Origin of the sequence: Microcoleus sp. B3-A4 (genome assembly GCF_036705385.1) — a bacterium.
Classification (GTDB): Bacteria; Cyanobacteriota; Cyanobacteriia; order Cyanobacteriales; family Microcoleaceae; genus Microcoleus.
In genome coordinates this window covers 1-23851 of record NZ_JAUBUI010000087.1, presented here as the reverse complement: position 1 = coordinate 23851, position 23851 = coordinate 1, and the positions used below count along the sequence as shown (strand labels likewise).

13 protein-coding genes and 1 tRNA gene are annotated in these 23851 nt (G+C 46.9%); 6 read left to right on the top strand and 8 right to left on the bottom strand.

The features are described 5' to 3' along the window. Positions 1–44 precede the first annotated feature (44 nt). From QUB33_RS24470 to gcvH, 4 genes are all read right to left on the bottom strand, one after another. Positions 45–254, bottom strand: a complete 210-nt coding sequence (locus tag QUB33_RS24470; RefSeq protein WP_333355539.1) for a hypothetical protein — start codon at positions 252–254, stop codon at positions 45–47. After that, entirely contained in the window at positions 212–334 is a 123-nt protein-coding gene (locus QUB33_RS24465) for a hypothetical protein (RefSeq protein WP_333355536.1), read from the bottom strand. The genes QUB33_RS24470 and QUB33_RS24465 overlap by 43 nt, the downstream gene beginning before the upstream one ends. A gap of 118 nt (positions 335–452) precedes the next feature. After that, positions 453–3404, bottom strand: a complete 2952-nt coding sequence (gene gcvP / locus QUB33_RS24460; RefSeq protein ID WP_333355532.1) for an aminomethyl-transferring glycine dehydrogenase — start codon at positions 3402–3404, stop codon at positions 453–455. Positions 3405–3860: 456 nt separating this feature from the next. Continuing rightward, complete coding sequence (gene gcvH, locus QUB33_RS24455) at positions 3861–4250, bottom strand: glycine cleavage system protein GcvH (RefSeq protein ID WP_333163397.1); 390 nt, start codon at positions 4248–4250, stop codon at positions 3861–3863. Positions 4251–4309: 59 nt separating this feature from the next. Here gcvH and QUB33_RS24450 point away from each other — a divergent pair, with 59 nt between their 5' ends. Then, positions 4310–5155, top strand: a complete 846-nt coding sequence (locus tag QUB33_RS24450) for an alpha/beta hydrolase (protein ID WP_333355529.1) — start codon at positions 4310–4312, stop codon at positions 5153–5155. A 102-nt stretch (positions 5156–5257) separates the two neighbouring features. Here the strand turns inward: QUB33_RS24450 and gcvT are convergent, their stop codons facing one another. The 4 genes from gcvT to QUB33_RS24430 form a co-directional block, all read right to left on the bottom strand. Further along, complete coding sequence (gene gcvT, locus QUB33_RS24445) at positions 5258–6409, bottom strand: glycine cleavage system aminomethyltransferase GcvT (RefSeq protein WP_333355526.1); 1152 nt, start codon at positions 6407–6409, stop codon at positions 5258–5260. 236 nt (positions 6410–6645) lie between these two features. Further along, positions 6646–6718 (bottom strand) — tRNA-Ala (locus QUB33_RS24440). A 153-nt stretch (positions 6719–6871) separates the two neighbouring features. Continuing rightward, positions 6872–7075, bottom strand: a complete 204-nt coding sequence (locus QUB33_RS24435) for a hypothetical protein (protein WP_333085722.1) — start codon at positions 7073–7075, stop codon at positions 6872–6874. 410 nt (positions 7076–7485) lie between these two features. After that, entirely contained in the window at positions 7486–12219 is a 4734-nt protein-coding gene (locus tag QUB33_RS24430) for a glutamate synthase-related protein (protein ID WP_333355522.1), read from the bottom strand. A gap of 1367 nt (positions 12220–13586) precedes the next feature. Between QUB33_RS24430 and QUB33_RS24420 the strand changes: the two genes are divergently transcribed. From QUB33_RS24420 to QUB33_RS24400, 5 genes are all read left to right on the top strand, one after another. Next, the gene (locus tag QUB33_RS24420) at positions 13587–19079 is read left to right on the top strand and encodes an AAA family ATPase (RefSeq protein ID WP_333355517.1); all 5493 of its coding nucleotides are present in this window, start codon (positions 13587–13589) and stop codon (positions 19077–19079) included. 178 nt (positions 19080–19257) lie between these two features. Further along, on the top strand, positions 19258–21390 hold the full coding sequence (locus QUB33_RS24415) for a phosphodiester glycosidase family protein (RefSeq protein WP_333355514.1): 2133 nt from the start codon (positions 19258–19260) through the stop codon (positions 21388–21390). 106 nt (positions 21391–21496) lie between these two features. Further along, entirely contained in the window at positions 21497–21898 is a 402-nt protein-coding gene (locus QUB33_RS24410; RefSeq protein WP_333355511.1) for an endonuclease domain-containing protein, read from the top strand. 156 nt (positions 21899–22054) lie between these two features. After that, positions 22055–23383: an IS4 family transposase gene (locus tag QUB33_RS24405; protein ID WP_333355508.1), complete on the top strand. Its 1329-nt coding sequence runs from the start codon at positions 22055–22057 to the stop codon at positions 23381–23383. Between the two features lie 178 nt (positions 23384–23561). Continuing rightward, entirely contained in the window at positions 23562–23756 is a 195-nt protein-coding gene (locus QUB33_RS24400) for a hypothetical protein (protein ID WP_333355504.1), read from the top strand. Positions 23757–23851: the final 95 nt, after the last annotated feature.

Here is a 23851-nt window from a genome sequence, read left to right as displayed (position 1 = left end):
GGTTTAACAAACTTTCACTGGTGGCCTCAAGTTCCAGTTGCTGCTTAATTATGGGTAAGCACCCGGACATGATATAAATCGCTCTGACGGACGATCGCCCCCAAATTGCCTTCACTGTAAGTGTAAAATTGAGCTTTCCCCACCGGTTTAAATCTTTTCAAACTCAAGTTGCTAGTCAAATTGTTGTTGGTTTTATTAATAATTACCAGCGTCAGAGTACCATCACTGCTGCGATCGGCTGCGTAGATTGACAAAAGTCCCCGAGCTTTGCTAAGCGCGATCGCACCCAAGTATCGCCATACTTACCGTGTTTTCCGTCGTAATTCATGTACATTCGGAAAGCCTAAGCCCCCGCTTCCGATATACATTTAAATTTTATTTTTTGGGCGGGCTAGAGGCACCCCACAAGAGTATATGTGTAAGGTGCCCATTGCCCGCCCGGAGAGACTTATTTAACCTTGACTGTAAGCCTCCATTGGCAAACAAGAACAGACAAAATTGCGATCGCCAAACGCATTATCTATCCGCCCCACCGCCGGCCAAAACTTATGTTCGCGAGTCCAAGGTGCCGGATAAGCTGCTTGCGCGCGAGTATAAGGACGATTCCACTCATCAACCATCAGAGATTCTGCGGTATGTGGGGCATTTTTCAAGACGTTATTTTGCGCGTCAACATTACCTTTTTCAATTTCCGCAATTTCAGATCGAATTGCAATCATTGCATCGCAAAAACGGTCTAATTCCTGCTTCGATTCGCTTTCGGTAGGTTCCACCATTACCGTACCAGCGACCGGCCAAGAAACCGTCGGCGCGTGATAGCCGTAATCCATCAACCGTTTAGCGATATCTTCAACTTCAATAGCCGCAGATTTTTTGAGCGATCGCAAATCTAGAATACACTCGTGCGCCACCAAACCCGCTTTCCCTTTGTACAAAACCGGATAATAAGATTCTAAGCGTTTTGCCATGTAATTAGCATTAAGAATTGCTACTTTTGTTGCCTCAGTTAAACCCACTCCTCCCATCATCCGAATGTACATCCAAGAAATAGGCAAAATGCTAGCACTTCCCCAAGGCGCTGCGGAAACAGCACCAACTGATGTTTGTTGACTGTTGACTGTTGACTGTTGACTGTTAAGAATAGAATGACTGGGCAAAAACTCTACTAAATGAGACATTACCCCAATCGGCCCCATTCCCGGCCCGCCGCCGCCGTGGGGAATACAGAAAGTTTTGTGCAGATTCAAGTGACAAACATCAGCACCAAAATCACCGGGGCGGCACAAACCAACTTGAGCATTCATATTGGCGCCGTCCATATAAACTTGTCCGCCGCAGTTGTGAACAATCTCACAAATCTCTTTAATTTCTTCCTCAAAAACGCCGTGGGTTGATGGATATGTCACCATCAAAGCCGCGAGTTCATTTTTGTATTTTTCTGCTTTTTTATGTAAGTCAGCAACATCAATATTGCCTTGAGAATCGCACTCTACTGGAACTACTTTCATCCCCGCCATCACCGCGCTAGCCGGATTTGTACCGTGGGCTGACTGGGGAATCAAACAGATATTTCGGTGAGATTCGCCTCGGTGTTCGTGGTATTGACGAATAACTAACAAACCCGCGTATTCGCCTTGGGAACCTGCGTTTGGCTGCAAAGAAATTCCCGCAAAACCGGTGATTTCTGCCAGCCACTGTTCTAGTTGCACGAACATCATTTGATAGCCGCGAGTTTGATCGCGGGGTGCAAAGGGATGTATCTTGCCAAATTCCGCCCAAGTCACCGGCATCATCTCTGCTGTTGCATTCAATTTCATGGTGCAAGAACCCAAGGGAATCATCGATGTATTTAGCGATAAGTCCTTGGCTTCTAAACGGTGCAAATAGCGCAAAAGTTCAGTTTCTGAATGGTAGCTGTTGAAAACTGGATGGGCGAGATAGCTGCTGGTGCGATCACAAAAATCTGGTAACGTCAAATATGAATGCAATGCCTCTGCATCCAACGCAATGTTTAGAGCATTCTGCCCGTCAGCCCTGATATAATCCTTATCCTGTGCAAAAATTTTCCACAACTCTTGCACATCTTCAGCGGTGACAGTTTCATCTAAAGTGATTCCCACTGTCGAATCATCGAAAACTCGGAGATTAATTTTGCGAACTTTAGCAGCTTCTAGAATTTCTGACAGCGGTTTGTCTCCCAATTCTACCCGCAAAGTATCGAAGAAATGTTGAGAACGAATTTTGTATCCGAAACTTCTTAAGCCGGATGCCAAAAGTGCAGTTAAATTCCATACTTTCTCAGCAATGTCTTTCAGTCCAGACGGGCCGTGATAAACAGCATACATACTCGCCATCACTGCCAGCAAAACTTGAGCAGTACAAATATTGCTGGTTGCTTTTTCGCGGCGGATGTGCTGTTCGCGAGTTTGCAAGGCTAAACGTAAAGCAGATTTGCCGTTGGCATCTTTAGAAACGCCGACGATTCTCCCGGGAACTTGCCGTTTAAACTCTTCTCGCGTGGCGAAATAGGCGGCGTGGGGCCCTCCGAATCCCATCGGCACTCCGAAGCGCTGAGTGCTTCCTACGGCTATATCCGCGCCGAATTCGCCGGGGGGTGTGAGCAAGCAAAGGCTCAATATGTCGGCGGCTACTGTGACTAATGCGCCGACTTCGTGTGCCGATCGAATAAAATCGGTATAGTCGTAAATTGCGCCGTCTGTGGCGGGGTATTGCAGGAGAGCGCCGAAGATTGTACGATCGAACTCAAAGCTTTGATGGTCGCCGACAATTACCTCAATTCCCAACGGCTTAGCGCGAGTTTGCACCACTTCCACAGTTTGAGGGTGGCAATCTTGGGAAACAAAAAACGCTTTTGCCTTATTTTTGCTGGCGCCGTAACTCACCGCCATCGCTTCCGCCGCTGCTGTCCCTTCATCTAGCAAAGAAGCGTTGGCAATTTCCAAACCCGTGAGGTCAATTATCATGGTTTGGAAGTTCAGTAAAGCTTCCAATCGTCCTTGAGCAATTTCGGCTTGGTAGGGAGTGTAAGCTGTATACCAGCCGGGATTTTCTAGGATATTCCGCTGGATGACTGGGGGAGTTATGCAGTCGTGATATCCTGTGCCGATGTACGATCGAAATACCTGATTTTTTGCAGCAATTTCTTTCAATTCTGCCAAAGCGCTGTACTCGCTTTGCGCTGCGGGAAGTTGTAAGGGTTGAGAAATACGAATCGCCGCTGGAACCGTTTTGTCAATCAAGTCATCGAGGCTGGAAAGACCCAAAACATTGAGCATTTGCTGGATTTCGGTGGGTGTCGGGCCAATGTGCCGGCCCGCAAAACCATTGATGGAGGAAAGGTTTTGCTGCTGGTTGGGTTCAAGTTGAGGGCTGTAGAGTACCAAGGCGGATTCTCCTGAATAGACTTTTGCTTCTTTGTTTGTAACATTTTGCTAAGAAAACAAGGAAGATTTTCTGGGTCTCTCAAAGTCTGACAGTCCGACAGGGGTTGAAACCCCTGTCTCATAGCTAAAGTCGTCTGAAGACGACTAAGCAAGATTTTTTGCGTGTATTGAAGTCCGACAGTCCGACAGGGGTTGAAACCCCTGTCTCATAGCTAAAGTCGTCTGAAGACGACTGTAGATTAAGGTTGGCGGTTGAAACCGCTGTCGAGAGTCAAACGAAGTCTGCCGTAGCGGACAAGCGAGATAAAGGGGGGTATTTAAGCCGGATTTGGTATCAGTCGTCTTTAGACGACTTGTGCTATTAGCCAGGGGTTGAAACCCCTGGCGGATGGTGGAGGAATCGAGGAATCAACGAGCCCTAGCCCCAAATTCCCACTCACAACTCAAAACTCAAAACTATTCCCCTTCCACCATTTTGCGATATTCCGGGGCCGAGAAAGCGTCATCTGCGTCGCTGGTGTTGTCAACGCGCACTTTCAGCAGCCAGCCAGCGCCATAGGGGTCTTCCGCCAAATTTTCGGGAGACTCTATAATGTCATCATTGCGTTCTACGACTGTACCGGTAACTGGTGCTTTCAAGTCTTCAACGGCTTTCACTGACTCGACTGTACCGAAAGCTTCGCCCTTTTCCAACCCTGCACCGACTTCTGGCAAATCTAGAAACACGATATCGCCTAGTTGGTCAACTGCAAAGGCACTAATGCCGATCGTGGCAATTTCGCCTTCGAGTCGGATGTATTCGTGGGTGTCTAGGTATTTCAAGTCATCGGGGTATGTTAGTGCCATGTCTTTTCTCGCAATAAAAAAGTATTAGTTAAATCTTATTCAACTATGAGCCTTTAGTAATGACTAAGTGGGACAGAAAAAATATTAAACGCTTGCTTTTCGGAGAATTTTCTCTCAAACGACTGATGCGATCTATAATTTTTATTTACGCATTTCTGTGTTTTTACGGTTTATTTTTTTCAGAACGGCTAATTTTTCAACCTCCCCCATCTAGTCAGAGTGATAGCAGGGAAGTTATCAAAGTTAGCTCAGCTAATGGGGCGAAAATTTCTACTGTTCATTTTCCTAACCCGCAAGCTAAATATACCATACTTTACAGTCACGGAAATGCGGAAGACTTGGACGGCATTTTGTGGCTACTCAGAGAGATTCGAGATAGCGGGTTTGCTGTGTTTGCCTATGATTATCAAGGTTACGGCATGAGTCAAGGAAAGGCTTCTGAGTATAATACTTATCGTGATATTGAGGCTGCTTACAATTATTTAACCCAACATTTGGGAGTACCTGCAAAGCAAATTATTCTTTACGGGCGTTCTGTGGGGGGTGGGCCGGCAATTGATTTGGCTTCGCGACAAAAAGTCGGCGGTTTGGTGGTTGAAAGTTCCTTTGTTTCGGCTTTTCGGGTGTTGACGCGGATTCCTATTTTACCCTTTGACAAGTTTGTGAATATTGATAAGATTGGCAAAGTTCGATCGCCTGTTTTGGTGATTCATGGTAAGGCTGATGATGTGGTGCATTTTTGGCATGGAGAGCAGTTGTTTGCAGCGGCGAAGCAGCCAAAATTAAATTTTTGGGTTGATGGGGCCGGTCATAATGATTTGATGGATGTGGCGGGCGATCGCTATGCTGCAACTTTGCGACAATTTGCTAAGCTAGTAGATGAATCTTCTCGACCACAATTATGACCAACGGGCTAGAAGCCCGTTCCATAAGAACACATACACTTACACTTTATTGTGAACCTTTGCTCTGATTGACGCCCCTGAATTAATGCTCACCTACTTAAGTTAACTGGGGCGGTTTTGCGATCGATAAAATGGTTTTTTCACCACACTAGCCGGATAATTTTTCCCGCGAATCTCGATTTCTAATTGCTGACCGATTTTCGCTAATTTTGCCGGAACAACCGCGAGGGCCACTGCCCGATTTAAAGTAGGCGATAATGTACCGCTAGTAACTTCTCCTACTGTTTCGCCTTCAAATATTACCGGATAGCCGTGGCGCGCAATGTGCCGCCCCTGCATTTCTAACCCTACCAACCGCTTCGATACTCCACTCGCTTTCTGCTGTTCCAAAACCTCCCGCCCAATAAAATCGCCTTTGCTTTCGAGGTGAACAACCCAACCCAATCCAGCCTCTAAAGGCGTCATCTTGTCGTCGATATCTTGACCGTAAAGAGCCATTGCTGCTTCTAAACGCAAGGTATCTCTCGCACCCAAACCGCAGGGTAGAACGCCAGCAGCTAACAATTTTTGCCACAGTTCTTTTCCTACTTCGGCATCCACCATGATTTCAAACCCATCTTCGCCGGTGTAACCTGTTCTCGCGATAAAACTTGGCTGTCCCAACAAATTTGTTTCTAAGTGGCCGAATGCCTTAATTGGTGCGAGGTTGTCTTCCACAAAAGACTGGAGATAGTTAACAGCCTCTGGCCCTTGAATGGCAATTAAAACTTTATCTTCGGAGATGTCTGTAAAACAGAGTTCGCTCAATTCTAAGTGAGTGGTGATCCATGCTTTGTCGGCGATGCGAGTGGCGGCGTTGACAATGATTACTGCACGTTCTTCGCTAGTGATAGGGTCTGGTTCTTGGCAGTAGAAAATAATGTCGTCTAAGATGCAGCCTTTGGCATTTAGCAAGACTGTATATTGAGCTTGACCTGGTTGCAAGCGGCTCAAGTCTGAGGGTACTAAGGGTTGAAATTTTTCTATTAATTGTTTCCCTCTCAAACCAAATTTTCCCATGTGGGAAATGTCGAACATTCCTGCTTGCTGGCGTACTGCTTGGTGTTCGCTGCTGATGCCTGCGTACTGTACTGCCATCTCCCACCCGGAAAAGGGCACCATTCGGCCTTTGAGTTCTAATGATAGGTCGTACAGAGGCGTGCGGGCAAGTTGGCTCGGGCTCTCTGGATTGCTGGGTTCAGTTGACTTTGCCACAGGTAGCGCTTTGGTTGCGGGTAGACTGTTTTGATTTTACGGGAAAATTGGTTTTCGCGGTGTGTGGCGCGATCGAATTTAACGACACGGCAATGCTGTTTAGGTACAAGTCGCGATCGAATTTAACGACACGGCAATGCTGTTTAGGTACAAGTCGCGATCGAATTTAAGCACGCGGTGGTAATGTTTCGGTACAAATTAGGACACAGCAGTGATGTATCCCTAATCTTGAGTTATGGAGAATAGCGGGCTCGAACCGCTGACCCCTACAATGCCATTGTAGTGCTCTACCAACTGAGCTAATTCCCCTTTCTTTTCGCGCTCTCAATCATGCCTTAACTGACCAATATTTGTCAAGCTTTTTGGGGAAATTAGTTTTGAACCCTGGATTTGCAAGGCTTTCGGCTTTTTTTCCACAAAACTCTCCTCGCTTCTGGACAATGGTCAATCGCCTACTATCATTTAGTAAGTGTGTTGCGATATTTCGGTCAAATGGCTCAAACAAGACCCCATGAGGAAGTACACGACTAGCAGGGCGGCGGCTGAGACCGCAACTAGGGTGCCGGCTAGCATTAGTGAAAATTCCCGTTGCGCGATCGCCTCTTGCATTAAGTGCAAAGACCAGGCAACGAGGGCAACGTCAATTATTAAAATAGGAACCAGCATAAGTTACGATTTGTAACAGCTTACCTATTGTAACAAAACTTTTCGCTCCGTGCAGATCAGCTCACCTGTATTTAACTTTTGCTGTAAAACCCGAAGGGAGCAGCGGAAAGCTACTGAGAAAAAATGATAGCTTTCCTTGATAATTACAATCTGCAAAGTAAATGAGAGCTAGCTCAGCTTTAGTGGTGGCGTTTTTGACTCTTGAGCCAGCGCTCATGCTTTTCTGAGGGGGCACGGCGCGATCGACCTTTGAGTATAAGTGATTTGATAGCAATTTTTCCAAATAGAAAAGAAAGTGCGATCGCAACTTTTGTTCTAGCCAACCCCAAATAATCAGAAATTGTTGAGTATGTGAATATGAAAAAAGGGGCAACTCGCGTCGCCCCTCATCTATTTAACCAACTGGAAAATTACGCTTCCACAGCAATCTTTTGTTCCGAAGCCTCCGGCGAATTCGCTTCACTCGGCGGCACAACTTGCCAGAACTTCGGCAGATATTCAGCCCAATTTGCCAAAATCTTCTCAGCTTTCTTGCTGCCGGTTCGATCGCACTGAGCCTCAATCAACTCCTTCAATTGCGCCTCCCCAGCCGCCGTACAAACGCGCTGCATCTTCACAATCTCCCCGTTGACGTGAGCCGGGAAACTCCCATCTTCATCGAGGAAATAAGCCAAGCCGCCAGTCATTCCAGCGCCGACGTTGCGGCCGACTTTTCCTAACACGACAATCACGCCGCCAGTCATGTACTCGCAGCAGTGATCGCCCGCACCTTCAATGACTGCTTTCGCCATCGAGTTACGCACCGCAAACCGTTCGCCAGCTTTACCCGCAGCCAACAGAGTTCCGCCCGTCGCACCATACAAACAAGTGTTGCCGACGATCGCATTTTGGGAAGCATCATAAGTCGCACCAGCCGGCGGTGCGATCGCGATTTCGCCGCCGTGCATTCCTTTACCAACGTAGTCATTGGCTTGGCCTGACAGCACCAGCGTCATCCCCGGCAAGTTGAATGCGCCGAAGCTTTGGCCCGCGCTACCAGTAAAGTTGAGGGTGATTTGACCGCTAAAGCCGGTGTTACCGTGTTGCTGTGCGATCGCACCACTGATTCTTGCGCCTACAGTGCGATCGGTATTCACCAATTTTACATTCTTGCTAACAGTGCCGTGATTGGCGATCGCACTTTGAATCTCAGCATCTGCGAGCAAATCGTCGTCTAACACAGGCCCGTTGGTGTGTACGTCACCGTGGATCAAGAAAGATCGATCGCTCTTAGTATCCGGTAACTTGGTCAAACAATCCAAATTAATCGCTTGGGTTTTAGTTAGTTTCACCCCATCGCGCATTTTCAGCAAATCCGCGCGGCCGATGATATCTGCGATCGACTTATAACCCAATTTCGCCAGTAAACTCCGCACTTCTTGTGCTACGAAATAGAAGAAATTAACAACGTGTTCCGGCGTACCAGGGAACCGTTTCCGCAAGTGTTCTTGTTGAGTTGTCACGCCCACCGGACAACTATTCATGTGGCAAACGCGAGCCATAATGCAGCCTTCTGCAATCATTGCCACCGTGCCGAAACCGTACTCTTCGCCGCCCATCAAAGCGCCTACAATCACGTCCCAGCCGCTTTTAAAGCCACCGTCAACGCGGAGCAAAACTCGATCGCGCAATTTATTTTCCATCAGCACCCGGTGAACTTCAGTCAATCCGAGTTCCCACGGAGAACCTGCGTGCTTAATCGAACTCAATGGAGAAGCACCTGTGCCGCCATCGTGGCCGGAAATTTGAATCACATCAGCATTTGCCTTGGCGACACCGGCGGCTACAGTCCCGATGCCGACTTCCGACACCAACTTCACGGAAACTCCTGCTTTCGGATTGATTTGGTGCAAGTCAAAAATCAACTGCGCCAAATCCTCGATCGAATAAATGTCGTGGTGAGGAGGAGGCGAAATCAGCGTCACACCCGGTTTCGATCGGCGCAAATAAGCAATGTACTCGCTCACTTTCGCCCCTGGCAATTGACCGCCTTCACCTGGTTTCGCACCTTGTGCGATCTTAATTTCGATTTGCTCGGCGTTCATCAGGTATTCAGGAGTCACCCCGAAGCGTCCAGAAGCTACTTGTTTGATGGATGAAGAAGCTGTATCGCCGTTTTGCAAACCTTTCAAGTGAGGTAGCGTTTGTGAGAAACCCGCCGCGCTCACATCGTTTAACACTTTGTAGCGCACCGGGTCTTCGCCGCCCTCCCCGGAGTTCGATTTGCCGCCGATGCGGTTCATCGCAATCGCTAGCGTTTCGTGGGCTTCCGGGGACAAAGCGCCGAGAGACATTCCGCCGGTGGCGAAGCGCTTGACAATATCTGCTACAGATTCTACGTCTTCAATGGGAATGGAAGGGCGATCGCTCTGGAAATCGAGCAAATCCCGCAAAGCCGTTACCGGGCGGTTTTCGAGCTGTTGCTTGTAAACCTCGTAATGGTCGTAGGCACTTTCACCATTTTTGTCACCAAATGGTGTCATTTTTGGTTCTGCCCCATTGCCGTTACTGTTAGTCTGAGCCTTAAAAGTAGTCACAGCCTTGTGCAAAGCCTTGGCCATTTCCGGGCTGTTCATGTGATATTCACCGCCCCGGCGGTACTGCACGAAGCCGTAATTTTCCAGCTTTTTGAGGTGTAATTCTGGGAAAGCCTGACTGTGGAAAGACATTACCTCGTTAGCCAGTTCCGCGACACTCAAACCGCCGATCCGAGAAACAGTGCCTTTGAAACCCAAATCGAGCAAATCACCGCCAATGCCGATCGCCTCAAAGATTTGCGCCCCCTGATAGCTAGACAGCAGCGAAATACCCATTTTCGACATAATCTTCAGCAAGCCGTTTTCCACCGCTGTGCGGTATTTAGCTTGAGCCTGTGTCACGCTAATATTGGGAACTTTGCCGTGCTGCATCAAATTTTGAGTCTTGGGGTCAGACCACCAGGCGCGCACGCTTTCCAATGCCAGGTAAGGGCAAACAGCCACTGCACCGTAACCGAGCAAACAAGCGAAGTGGTGAGTGCTCCAGCACTGGGCGGTATCGACAACTAGGGAAGTTTGCATCCGTAGGCCGACGCTAATTAAGTGGTGGTGAACCGCGCCAACTGCCAGGAAGGGCGGAATATAAGTACATTCTGCACTTAATCCAACAGAAGATTCGCCTTCGGCCTTCGAGACTCGATCGGTCAAAATCAAAATTCTCGAACCGTCACGCACTGCTTGAGCGGCCTTTTGACAAAGTTGCTCGACTGCGGTTTTCAAACCTCCAGGCCCGGCAGAAATTTTGTAAAGTGTTGACAATTCGGTTGCGGCGAAAGACTTTTGCTCTTTCAAGAAATACAGTTCAGCGTCGTTGAGTACGGGGGAATCAATTTTCAGCCTCTTGGCATTTTCCGGCACTGCTTGCAGTAAATTGCCCCGCAGGCCCACACTCATCGTCAGCGACATCACCATCCCCTCGCGCAGGGGGTCGATCGGCGGATTAGTCACTTGAGCGAACCGCTGTTTGAAATAGTTGTACAGCAACTGAGGCTTTTCTGACAACACAGCCAAGGGAACGTCGTCGCCCATGCAGAAAGTCGGTTCTTTCCCAGAACTCGCCATCTCGACGATCACCATGTCCAAATCTTCTGCTGTGTAGCCGAAAGCAGTTTGGGTTGCCAACAGGGTTTGCGAGTCGAGGGTTGCTGTTTCGGCAAAAGGCTGCGGCTGCAAGATTTCGCGGTTTTGTTTCAGCCATTCGCCGTAGGGATGCCGCTTAGCAATGCGCTGCTTGAGTTGCCAATTTTTGAGAATTTCGTTGGTTTGCAGGTCAACTGCAATCATTTGTCCTGGTCCCAAACGGCCTTTTTCGACAATATCTGCTTCGGGAATATCGACAACTCCGGCTTCGGAAGCCACAATTACCAAACCGTCTTTAGTAATGCAGTAGCGGGCCGGTCGCAAACCGTTGCGATCGAGCGTAGCACCTACTTGTTTGCCGTCGCTGAATACCAGCAGTGCGGGGCCGTCCCAAGGTTCTTGAATGCCGCTGTAATATTCGTAAAAATCGACAATTTCTGGATAGTCAGCCAAATCCGGCTGATTTTTGTAAGCTTCGGGTACCAGAATTGTCAGGGATTCTAGGGGGGTGCGGCCGGAGTGCACCAACAACTCCATCACGTTGTCCAAGTTTGCCGAATCGCTGCTTTCGAGATTGACAATTGGGTTGAACGTGTCGATATCAGCTTGGCTCCAATTCGGGTGAGCTAAATTCGCTTGCCGCGCCTTCATCCAGGTAATATTGCCCAACAGCGTGTTAATTTCCCCGTTGTGTCCCAGCAAGCGCATCGGCTGGGCTAAGCGCCAGCGGGGCAGGGTGTTGGTGCTGAAGCGCCGATGATAGACGGCAAAGGAGCTTTTATAAGCGGGATTTTTCAGGTCGGGGTAAAATTCTGCCAGTACGGCCGATCGCACCATGCCTTTATAGACGATCGTGCGGCAGGAGAAAGAGCAAGTATAAAAGTCTTCGCGGGTGAAGTTGGGGCGCTTTGACAGCTCGTGTCCGATCGTGCGGCGCGCCAGAAATAGGTGTCTGTCGAGTTCGTCTCCGGCTAAGTGCGGTGAAGTGACAATTACTTGTTCGATTTGAGGTTGATTTTCTAGCGCTTGTTCGCCCAAAACCGACGGTACAATGGGAACTTGGCGCCATCCCAAAACTTTCAGCCCGCGATCGGTCAGAACTTGCTCAACCACCTGCCGCGCTATAGTCGCTTGAAATTTATCTTGAGACAGGAACAGCATTCCCACGCCGCAGTTTTCCCGTGCGGGAGGCACAATTCCCTGTTCGGCAAACCAAGCATCCAGCAATTCCCAAGGAATCGCGGTCATCAAACCCGCACCGTCGCCGGAATCTTGGTCGGCGCTGCAACCGCCGCGATGTTCCAGACAAGTTAAAGCTGGCAGCGCTTTCTCAATAATCGAGTGCGTAGCTTCGCCGCTTTGGTTGGCAATAAACCCCACACCGCAGGCATCTCTTTCTTCCACTAACCAGCTTTGGCCGGCGAATGGAGTTCCTCGCTCAGTCTGATGCACGTTTCTGTTTCTGTTTGGATCGATCGTGTTACCCATGTTGATTGAATGTTATTTCCGTGATTGTGTGGTTGATGCGTTTTTATAGCTCGGAGAGAGAAAGCTGCCGAGCGGTGGGAGCCTAGTAAACTTTAAAACAGCACATTGCAAGCTGATTTGATAAAAATTTACGTCGCTGCTGCCTGTACTTAGCACTGAAACCCTGTTTGCAGATTTTAAATTATCTCGCTCGCATCCTCTCGGAGATGTCTCCTAGAATACCCTGCTGTCAAAAAGCAGTGATTCTTTGGGAAATCGCCGCCCTGCAAATAAATACATTGCTGGCGATCGAGTTTTTTGTGTGTTTTTTTCCTGAGTCGGCGAGGGTAGCCTTGCAGCGAACACAGGTAGATAGTAACTTTAGCGTTATTTTGCTTGCTGCGCTGTTGAGTTGCTTCCGTCAGCGCCCGCAGACACAAAAGCCACCTGCCCGTTCAGTCGGTAGGTGCAATGTAGCAGCGCGGTTCACAACTCGTGAAACCTGTCTTATCGTGCAGTCAACTCTCGAACCGCGAACATCAATTGTATCAAGAAATTGATAATATTTCACCGATTACAGTCAGAGTTTGCGCGCAAGTCTTGTAAGCGATCGTCCAAAACCGAGGCTAAGATACCTAGCCGAAAAAGGTTGACAGTTCTCCATAACCCTATTTTGTATTTTTTTCCCACAAACTTTTTTGACACTCTCAGGTCTAAAGACGCGCTTGATTCTTGATTCGTTGAGGCGATGTGCTGATGCAGGATTTCTCTTTTCTTCAGTAGATATCATCTCTCCACAAGCGTTGCCTAGATTTAATTCAGAGGTTTGGGTCGGCCCGACCGTACCCCATCCCCTCCTGGAGGATGTTTCTAGCTGCGTTTTCGTAGCGAGCTAATACACAACCACCACACTTGCAAATATGGGTTTTGGTAGATAGCATTTTCTTGATCACGACTCAACAACTAGAGCATTCTTGGCTGGTTGTATTGCGGATTAACCGCAACCGTGACTCTCTTAAATACTTTTGCAAAGTATTCAATCCAGAAACAGGAGTGATACCACTACCCGTCGTTAATTGACTTAGCTAGCCAACGATTTTCACCATGTTTTTTATCCTATTAATTAGCTTCTTAAGTTCCTCTTCAATGAATTGCTGTCATTCAATCAGCGTTAGCCTCCTTCATTTTCTACTTAGTCTCAAATCCCTTATCAACCTCTCTTACCTCAAATATTAAGTCTTGTTTTTAAAATGGCATTTTCATAACTTGAGGTACAAAGTAGATTAAACTAAGTATAATTAATAAATAGTACGGCCGATAGAGTGAAAATAGTAGATATTAACTCTAAAAAGCTTCAGGCTTGACAGAAGCAATAGGAATAGGTAGGTATGGCTAGCATAACAAATATTTTTCGAGGATATCAGATTAACGAGCAAATATACGCAGGCAATCGAACTCTAGTCTATCGTGCCCGTCGGTCTTCCGATCAGCAGCCCGTAGTGATAAAACTACTGCGAAATGACTTTCCCCGCTTCCACGAACTGGTTCACTTCCGCAATCAGTTCGTCATCACTAAAAACTTAGAGCTCCCCGGCACTGTCAAGGCATACAGCCTGGAGACTTACCATAACCACTATGCTCTGGTGATGGAAGACTTTGGCGGAATTTCCTTAAATAGCTACCTCGCTAGTTTAGTGTTCGCCAGCAAGGAACCTCTGGAAGGGTTGCCTATTAACGAGTTTCTTCCCATTGCCATTCAAATTGCCAACTCGCTTGATGGACTTTATCGCCACCACGTCATCCATAAAGACCTCAAACCCGCGAACATTTTAATTAACCCTGTTAGCAAACAAATTAAGCTGATTGACTTCAGCATCGCTTCCCTGTTGCCGCGCCAAACCCAAGAAATTCAAAATCCCAACCTCCTCGAAGGAACTTTACCTTACATATCTCCCGAACAAACTGGGCGAATGAACCGAGGCATTGATTACCGCACCGATTTCTACTCTCTGGGAGTTACATTCTACGAACTGCTGACGAGACAGTTGCCTTTCCAAAGCGAAGATCCGATAGAGTTAGTACACTGTCACCTTGCCAAGCAGCCTATCCCACTCCATCACCTCAACAAAAGCGTTCCATTGGTGCTGTCTGAAATTGTTAGCAAACTGATGGCGAAGAATGCTGAAGATAGGTATCAAAGTGCGATCGGACTCAAGTTTGATTTGGAAACTTGTTTGTACAAGTGGCAAAAAACTGGAGAAATCGCCTCTTTTAAACTAGGGCAGCGAGATTTGTGCGATCGCTTCATCATTCCCGAAAAATTATATGGTAGAGAGAGCGAAGTATTCTCCCTACTGGCAGCCTTCGATCGCGTAAGTGCAGGAAGCGCGGAAATGATGCTGGTGGCTGGCTTCTCAGGTATTGGCAAAACCGCCGTCGTCAACGAAGTTCACAAACCGATTGTTGCAGCGAGAGGCTACTTCATTAAAGGCAAATTCGACCAATTTGGACGCAGCCAACCATTCTCAGCTTTTGTACAAGCTTTTCGCGATTTAATGAAGCAATTGCTGAGCGAAACAGATGCTAAAGTTGAACAGTGGAAGACTCAAATCCTGGCAGCAGTGGGCGAGAATGCTCAGGTAATTGTTGAGGTAATTCCCGAACTAGAGCGGATTATCGGAGAGCAACCCCCGGCACCAGAGCTTTCGGGCAGTGCTGCCCAAAATCGCTTCAATCGCTTATTAGAGAACTTCATTCAACTCTTCACAACCAAAGAACATCCCCTCGTTATCTTCTTAGATGACTTGCAATGGGCCGACTCAGCCTCATTGAACTTGATTCAACTTCTGACGAGCGATCGCGATCGGCGCTATCTCTTATTAATTGGAGCGTATCGAGATAACGAAGTCAGTCCCGTACACCCTTTAGTGCTGACATTATCCGACATTCAACAAACCGGAGCTACGGTAAGCACCATTACCCTCGCGCCGCTCGATTGTTTCAATTTGAATTGTTTGATTGCCGATACTTTAGTTTGTTCTAGATCGTTGGCTATGCCCTTAACAGAACTGGTCGATCAAAAAACCCAAGGCAATCCATTTTTCAGCACGCAATTTCTCAAATCTTTGCATGAAGATGGGTTAATTACCTTTAATTTTGACGAGCGGTATTGGCAGTGCGATATTGCCACAGTACGAACCTTATCCCTGACAGATGATGTGGTCGAGTTCATGGCGCTTCAATTACAAAAGTTGCCATCTCAGACTCAAGAAGTTTTAAAATTAGCTGCCTGCATTGGTAACGAATTCGATATAGCAACGCTGGCGGTAGTTTGTGAAAAATCTTCTTCAGATACGGCAGCCAACTTGTGGCCTGCTTTGCAAGCAGGGTTGATTCTCCCACTAACTGAAATTTATAAATTTTTCACTTCAGAGGAGTTTGAATTCACAAATCATAATTCAGAAGGAGAAAGCAATACTTCTGACTCGTGGTTCCAGAATCCAGATTCCTGTTATTACAAATTTCTGCACGATCGCGTACAGCAAGCAGCTTACGTTTTGATTCCCGAATCCCAAAAACAATCCACTCACCTCAATATTGGTCAACTTTTGTTGATTAATACTCCAACAACAGAAAGGGAAGAGAATATTTTTAATATAGTCAACCAGTTGAATTATGGTGTTGATTTAATTACCGACCCAACCGAGCGTTACCAACTGGCTGAGTTGAATTTAATCGCGGGACGTAAGGCGAAGACTGCTACTGCTTATGCTGCGGCACGCAAATATTTAAGTTTTGGCAGGCAAATTCTAGCTCCCGATAGCTGGCACACTCACTATGAAACAGCCCTGGAACTGCACGTATTAGCGGCAGAAACTGCATACCTGAGCTATGATTTTCAGGAAATGGAGGAATTAGCAGCTTTAGTCCTGCACCATGCCAGAACGCTGCTGGATAAGGTGAAAGTTTATGAAATCGAGCTTTCTGCTTGTACGGCGCAAGTCAAACCCAAACAAGCTGTTGAAATGGGGTTAGCAGTTCTCAAACTCTTGGGAATCTGCTTTCCAGAAAATCCAACTCCGGCAGATATTCAGCAGGCACTAGAACAAACTGCGTCACTTTTTGCTGGCAAAAAAATTGCGGACTTTATTGATTTGCCAGAAATGGAAAATCTCCAAAAGCAAGCAGCTTTGCGGATTTTATCAGGTTTAGTTTCTCCAGCCTACATCACGGCTCCACTTCTCCTGCCACTGGTTATTGTCGAAATGGTTCATTTGTCGGTTAGTTATGGGAATGCTCCCTTATCTGCTTTTGCTTACGGCTTGTATGGGTTGGTATTAAGCGGTGTAGTTCAAGACATTGAAACAGGGTTTGAATTTGGTAAATTAGCGTTAAATATTGTTGATTTATTTAATGCTAATTACCTCAAGACAAAAGTATATTATACAGTCGGCGTTCACATCATACATGGTAAACATCATGTTAAAGAAACCATCCCTCTTTTAAAAGAGGGTTACGCCAGAGGGCTGGAAACCGGAGAGCTAGAATTAGGATATTCAGCCAAAGAAATCTCTCAGTATTCATATTTAATCGGTCGAGAAATTTCCGGACTAGAAGATGAGGTAGCGACTTACTGCAATGCACTGGTTCAATTTAAACAAGAAGCAGCGTTAAATTATACTCAAATCGTTCATCAGGCTTTATTAAATCTGCTGGGGCGATCGGAAAATCCCTGTCAATTTGTGGGAGATGCCTACAATGAAGAAGTAATGCTCCCCTTTCACATCCAAGCAAACGATCGCAACGGACTACACTATTTTTACTTCCATAAACTGCTTGTGTGTTACCTGTTTGGAGAAACCGAGCAAGCTTTAGAAAATGCTCGGCAAGCCGAACAGTATTTAGACGCGGTGACGGGTATGCTCAATGTGCCGATGTTCTACTTTTATGACTCTCTAGCACGGCTGGGAGTTTGTAGCGATGTGGGTTCATCGGAAGAGAAACAAGAACATCTGGAAAAAGTGAAAAGCAACCAGGAAACCCTTCATAAATGGGCACATCACGCCCCCATGAATTTCTCGCACAAATGTTACCTAGTGGAAGCCGAACTGTTCCGAGTCCGGGGTGAAAATGTGCAGGCGATGGAGAGTTACGATCGCGCCATTGTTCTGGCTAAAGAAAACGATTATCTCAACGAAGAAGCTCTGGCGAATGAACTGGCTGCTAAATTCTACCTGGTATGGGGGAAAGAAAAAGTTGCCCAGGTATATCTAAGAGATGCTTACTATGCTTATGCTCGTTGGGGAGCGAAAGCAAAAATCGACGATCTAGAACAACGCTATCCCGAACTTCTGGCTCCTATCTTGAAACAGGAAAACGCTCGTTCGTTCGAGGAAGGTACTACCTCCAATGAGAGTTCATTGATTTCAAGTCATCACCAAACAATTGCTGGCAGTACGAGTACCACAGTAATAGATTTACCAACTGTTATCAAAGCTTATCAAGCTTTGTCGAGCGAAATTAAGCTGGAACAATTGCTCACTACCCTTATGGAAGTGACGATTCAGAATGCAGGCGCTCAAACAGGAGTATTAATTTTGAAAGAAGAAAACAACTGGACAATCGCTGTCCACTGTAGCGATCGCCAAGGCTGTATTCTGCAAGAAACTATTGGGATCGAGGAGAGCGAATCAATTCCCCAGACTGTGATTAATTACGTCAAACGCACCCAGAAAACCCTAGTTTTCGATGATGTAAAGACTGAATTAATATTTACTTCTGACCCCTATATCAAGCAGCACAAACCTAAGAGCATCCTCTGTACTCCGATTATCCATCAAGGCAAAATGATGGCAATCCTGTATTTAGAAAATAATCTGACGACAGGGGCATTCACTGGCGATCGCGTCACCCTCCTTAACATCCTCTGCTCCCAAGCTGCCATCTCGTTGGAAAACGCGGGCTTGTATCAGCAATCTCAACAGCTTTATCAACAATCTCAGGATTATGCCCAAAAACTGGAGCAGTCTATTCAGGATCTCAAACAGACGCAACTACAATTGGTGCAGGGTGAAAAGATGTCTGCTTTGGGAAATTTAGTCGCAGGGGTAGCCCACGAAATTAACAATCCCGTAGGCTTTATCGCCGGCAACTTGCAACCTGCTCAAGAATACGTGGGGGATTTATTCAATTTGATTGATTTGTATCAAGAAAAATTTCCCAATCCCGGAGGGGAAATTGAAACAGAAATTAAGGATATGGACTTGGAGTATTTGCGAGAAGATTTGCCCAAATTGATTGGCTCGATGAAGGAGGGAGTTGAGCGCATCCGCAATATCAGTACGAGTTTGAGAACGTTTTCCAGGGCAGATAGCGATCGACCAGTTTCTTTCAATATTCACGACGGACTCGAAAGCACTCTCCTGATTCTCAAGCACCGTTTAAAAGCCAGCGAGTTCCGCCCTGCCATTGAAGTGGTGAAAGAGTATGGTAACTTGCCCCTAGTGAAATGCTTTCCCGGACAGTTAAACCAGGTATTTATGAACGTACTGGCAAATGCCATTGACGCTCTGGAAGAATCAAATAAGGAGCGCACTTTTAAGGAAATTAAAGCCAGACCTAATCAAATCACGGTTCAAACTGCTCTGAGCGAATTCAAAAATCACGTTTTGATTCGCATTAAGGATAATGGAGTGGGGATGTCGAACGAAGTCAAGGAAAACATCTTTAACCACTTATTCACAACCAAGCCTGTGGGTCAAGGAACCGGATTAGGATTGTCGATCGCCCACCAGATTGTTGTGGAAAAACATGGAGGTACGTTAACAGTGAATTCCTCCCTAGGGCAGGGTTCGGAGTTTGTTATTTGTATTCCGGGGTGAGCAGTTCGCAGTAGATCTTTAGCGCAATTAGCGCCATCGGCTAACCTAGACTCGATCGACAGCTTCCTGCCGATCGTAGTCATCGTCAAAAATATCGGGTTTAGTAGGAAGAAACATACGGATATTCCGGGTTCCTATACACCTATGAGTGTAGAAGTGAAATTGTGAGTTGTAAGCTGTGAAACGTAATTTGTCCTCTTGGCGTCCAATATTGTCAGTTTCGATTTTACCCGTACTGGCGATCGCCCCGTCTTTGCTCTGGAATCAACCCGGAAGATCGCAACAGGGGGAGAGGGCTGGGCTGATTCATGCTTCGATCTCCAGCCAGGGAATTAATTCCCTGGCTGATAGCGAAAGTCGGTTAAAACCGACTGAAATATTGAGGGATAGTTCTCTTGAGAGAACTTCAGCTATGAGACAGGGAATTCATTCCCTGTCGGAATATAGGTTTTTGGCTCAATCTGTACCGCCCTCTTCGACAATTAGACAAGGCAGCCAAGTGTCTCTAAACGGCCGCATTCTCCCCCTAAGTTGGACTCAGCAGCCGGCCAACAACACTTCTGCGGATTTCCGAACTTGGATTGCTGACGTTGGATTGATGCAAAGTGCGGGAGTGGATTTGCTTAGCAGCGCCGACAGTGGCAAACAACCGGTGCAGTGGTTTTCGGTATCTTTAACCGGCGCTCAAAGTGTAGCAGCGCGGGCAACAGGCCCGTATCGTTACTTAGATGTTACCGATTTTGCTAGACTTGCGGGCTGGGAGATATCTGCTGATGGGAATATTCTAAAAATTACTTCTCAAACTGCAAGTGTTACCGGAATTCGGCAAGCAAAAATAGAATCGGGCGATCGCATTGTTGTAGATCTCGATCGACCAACTCCCTGGCAAGTCAACTTTGTCGATAAACCAATCCCGTCGCCGACACCCACACCCAACCCCCCGGACGACCCCACAAAGCCCGCTATCCCAATCCAAAGCCTCCGCACAGCGCCAAACCTCGAAACACCAGACGACCCGACCAAACCCGCCCTGCCGCTGCCAATAACGCCCGCTGCGCCGATCGCCGGTCAAGAATGGTCGATCGCGATCGATGCCAAAGTCGATGCGGCGTTACTTCAGGATATTTTCTCAACCAGCAAACAATTGCTATCACTAAAAGTCGAACCTGACGGCGTTCAAACGCGACTCAAAGTGACGATTCCTTTAGGTTGGCGGCCGCAAGTTTTCAGCCTGGGAAATCCCAATCGATTAGTGATCGACATTCGACCAGATTCGTTAGTAGAAAAAAACATTGTTTGGGCGCCCGGTGTGCAGTGGCGGCAGCAGTATCAAAATTTAGGAACTGCTCGTTTTCCAGTAGTTTGGTTAGAAGTTAATCCGCGTCAAGCTGGTGTAAAAATCAGACCAATTCTCAGCAATCCGCCTGCCGATCAAGGCACTGCACCTTTATTGCAAACAGCAGAAGTTTCGGGAGCGGCTGCGGCGATTAATGCAGGTTTTTTTAATCGGATAAATCGCTTAGCTTTAGGCGCAATTCGGCGCGACAATAAATGGCTTTCTGGGCCGATATTGAACCGGGGGGCGATCGCCTGGAACGATTTGGGCGAATTTGCGATCGATCGTTTAACTTTGCAAGAAACTGTGATCACTCCTGCAAATCAACCTTTGCCCGTTTCTCATCTCAATAGTGCCTACGTGCAATCGGGAATCGGTCGCTACAATCCTGATTGGGGAACAACTTATACTCCGTTGTCTGGTAATGAAATAGTTGTGACTGTTGCGGGCGAGCGAGTTGTCAGCCAATCCCCCGGAGGTGTGCCGGGAACAACAAATTTTCCCATTCCAGCTAACGGTTATATTTTGGCTTTGCGTTCGGATTTTTCCCCGGCATCTGAACTCTCCATCGGCACTTTATTGCGTTTAGAAAATAACACTTTTCCTGCTGATTTCAACCGTTTCCCGTACATTCTCGGCGGCGGGCCGGTGTTGGTACAAAACAGTCGAGTTGTGCTGGATGCTAAGGCGGAAGGGTTTAGCGATGCCTATGTTAGACAGACAGCAATTAGAAGTGCGATCGGGCGAACTGCTGCGGGGAATTTGCTGATTGTAGCCGTGCACAATCGCGCGGGCGGGGCGGGGCCAAATTTCGCAGAACTGGCGCAGATATTGCAGCAAATGGGCGCTGTGGAGGCTTTAAATTTGGATGGGGGAAGTTCGACGAGTTTGTATTTGGGAGGTAGTTTGCTCGATCGACCTCCGTCAACTGCTGCGAGAGTTCATAATGCGATCGGTATTTTCATTCAACCATAAACCGTACCACCACCGAACAAACTCAAAAAACTCTTAGCCCCCCCTTAGCAAGGGGGGGTTGGGGGGGTTAAAAAACCAAAAGACAACAAAAAAATCCTATATAACAATGACAAAACTCTACAACAGATCCTCAGAAAAATTCAAGCGACAGAAGCTTCGCACAGAAATGACAGAAGCTGAAAAGCGACTATGGGAAAACATTAGAAACAAACGGCTTGAGAATTGTAAATTTCGCAGACAATATAGTGTAGCAGCATTTGTGCTAGATTTCTACTCACCGGAAATCAAGTTAGCACTAGAAGTTGATGGTGACAGCCATTTTGCGGAGGGCGCTGTAGAATATGATGCAGAAAGGCAGGCCTTTATTGAGTCGGCAACAATTAAATTTTTGAGGTTTACTAATGAGGATGTTTATCATAATTTGGATGGGGTTTTAGAGGTTATTGTAGAGGGGATTAAATCGCTGAGAACATCGGGTGTTTTACCCCCCCCAGCCCCCCCTTGCTAAGGCTACCGTGTACACACAAGTCAAAGTAAACTAGGCTCATGTTTTGAGAGAGGTATAAACCGTGGACAATCCCATACTGATTCACGCCTCCCTCCTAGAAGGAACAGCCTTTGGAGACCCAAGGCTGGTAAAAAGGGGGCGGCATTATATGAAGCAATGGGCCAGTATCAATCGGTAAATATTCGTCAAATCAGCCAAAATCGAGCTGAACAAGTAGGATACTATCGTTTTTTGGAGAATGAAAATGTGACTGTATCGGAATTAGTGCAAAGCCTATCGAGGCATTGCCAAAAAAATATAGAAGGAGGGCACGTATTAGCCGTCAGTGATAGCAGTGAAATCAATTTGCAGTCCCATGCAGGCCGACTAAAACCCGAACAATTAGGGGTGGTTGGCAACAATACAGATGTGGGTTTTTATATACATCCGACCTTAGTTTTGGATGCGGAAAATGGCTTTCCATTAGGGTTAAGCGCGGTGCAACTGTGGAGTCGAGGTTTAGATCATAAGAATAAGCATGAACGCAATTATCAAAATCTGCCAATAGAGCAGAAAGAATCATACAAATGGTTGGCATCCGCCGAGCGCAGTCAACGGTGTTTAACTAACGGTGGTGCCAAGATGGTCACTCACATTGGTGACCGCGAATGTGACTTATATGAGGAATGGGCGACCGTTCCCGACCAATATAATCACGTATTGGTGCGCGTTCGTCAAGACCGTAGGTTGTTAGGACAATCCCAATCGCTTTATACCTATTTAACTGAACAGCCCTGTGAAGGGGCTTATACAATTGATGTACCAGCAGACCCACGCATTGGACGGACGGCGAGAGAAGCATTGCTAATTATCCGCTGTGCTCTTGTTCAGATCCAGCGTCCCGATAAATTGAAGGCACAAGATTATCCACCCAGTATCACTCTTTACGCAGTCGAAGCAATAGAAGTTAATCCTCCGGCAGGGCAAGAAGCGATTCATTGGCGATTACTCACAACTCACAGGGTGGTTTGTTTAGAACAAGCACTACAAGTTATCGAATGGTATCGATGGCGATGGCGCATTGAACAACTTTTTGCCACATTGAAACAAGCAGGATTAAATCTTGAAGCTACACAGTTAGAGTCCGTAGCTGCCATTCAACGACTAACTGTCTTGGCTTTAGGTGTTGCCGTGCGAACCCTACAAATGCTTGAAGGGCGCGATCGTGCCGACTTACCAGTTTCCCTGACTTTCTCTGATTCTCAACAGCAATGCTTGTGTGTGATTGAACCATCTCTTCAAGGGCGCACGAAAAAATTGCAAAACCCCTATCCTCCCGCCTCCTTACCTTGGGCTACTTGGCTGATTGCTCGACTTGGGGGTTGGTCTGGTTATAGTTCTCAGAGACCTCCCGGAATGCCTACCCTTGTTCATGGACTCCGACAGTTTGAATCCATCTTTTTGGGATGGAAACTAGCTCAGAATCAACTTGTGTGTACACGGTAGCCTTGCTAAGGGGGGGAGTAAGAGTTAGAAAGGTAGATTAGATTCAATCGTTGAGAACATCGGGTATTTTACCCTGCCCAGCCCCCCCTTACTCAGGGGGGGGAGTAAGAGTTAGCCCCTGGCTAAGGGGGGAGTAAGAGTTTCTATAATCCCAAATAGAGTGGCTTGTTTGTAGGTGATGATAACGCGATATTTCGCGCGAAATTTGCAGGGTCAAGACCCGTTTTTGGCGGTTTTACAAAATGATGCGGTTCCTGTGCGCGATCGCACTTCTGCGATTCCTCAACCGCTAGCCACCGTTATCGATCGCGCTTTAATTGACAATCCTGATATTTATTATCTGGAGTTTAGACTAAAAAACGATCGCATCTAAAAGTACCTGCCTTTCAACACCGGGCAAGTTATTGCTCAACAATTCCAAATAGAGGAGATTAAACAACTAATCTTGAGGACTTTTTGCGTCGAGAG

Excerpts from the sequence above, each read along its gene's own strand:
- QUB33_RS24450 (WP_333355529.1), top strand. The coding sequence starts at position 4,310 with ATGACTAAGTGGGACAGAAAAAATATTAAACGCTTGCTTTTCGGAGAA.
- QUB33_RS24400 (WP_333355504.1), top strand. The coding sequence starts at position 23,562 with ATGATAACGCGATATTTCGCGCGAAATTTGCAGGGTCAAGACCCGTTT.
- QUB33_RS24410 (WP_333355511.1), top strand. The coding sequence starts at position 21,497 with ATGACAAAACTCTACAACAGATCCTCAGAAAAATTCAAGCGACAGAAG.
- QUB33_RS24435 (WP_333085722.1), bottom strand. The coding sequence starts at position 7,075 with ATGCTGGTTCCTATTTTAATAATTGACGTTGCCCTCGTTGCCTGGTCT.
- QUB33_RS24420 (WP_333355517.1), top strand. The coding sequence starts at position 13,587 with ATGGCTAGCATAACAAATATTTTTCGAGGATATCAGATTAACGAGCAA.
- QUB33_RS24405 (WP_333355508.1), top strand. The coding sequence starts at position 22,055 with ATGGGCCAGTATCAATCGGTAAATATTCGTCAAATCAGCCAAAATCGA.
- QUB33_RS24430 (WP_333355522.1), bottom strand. The coding sequence starts at position 12,219 with ATGGGTAACACGATCGATCCAAACAGAAACAGAAACGTGCATCAGACT.
- QUB33_RS24465 (WP_333355536.1), bottom strand. The coding sequence starts at position 334 with ATGTACATGAATTACGACGGAAAACACGGTAAGTATGGCGATACTTGG.
- gcvH (WP_333163397.1), bottom strand. The coding sequence starts at position 4,250 with ATGGCACTAACATACCCCGATGACTTGAAATACCTAGACACCCACGAA.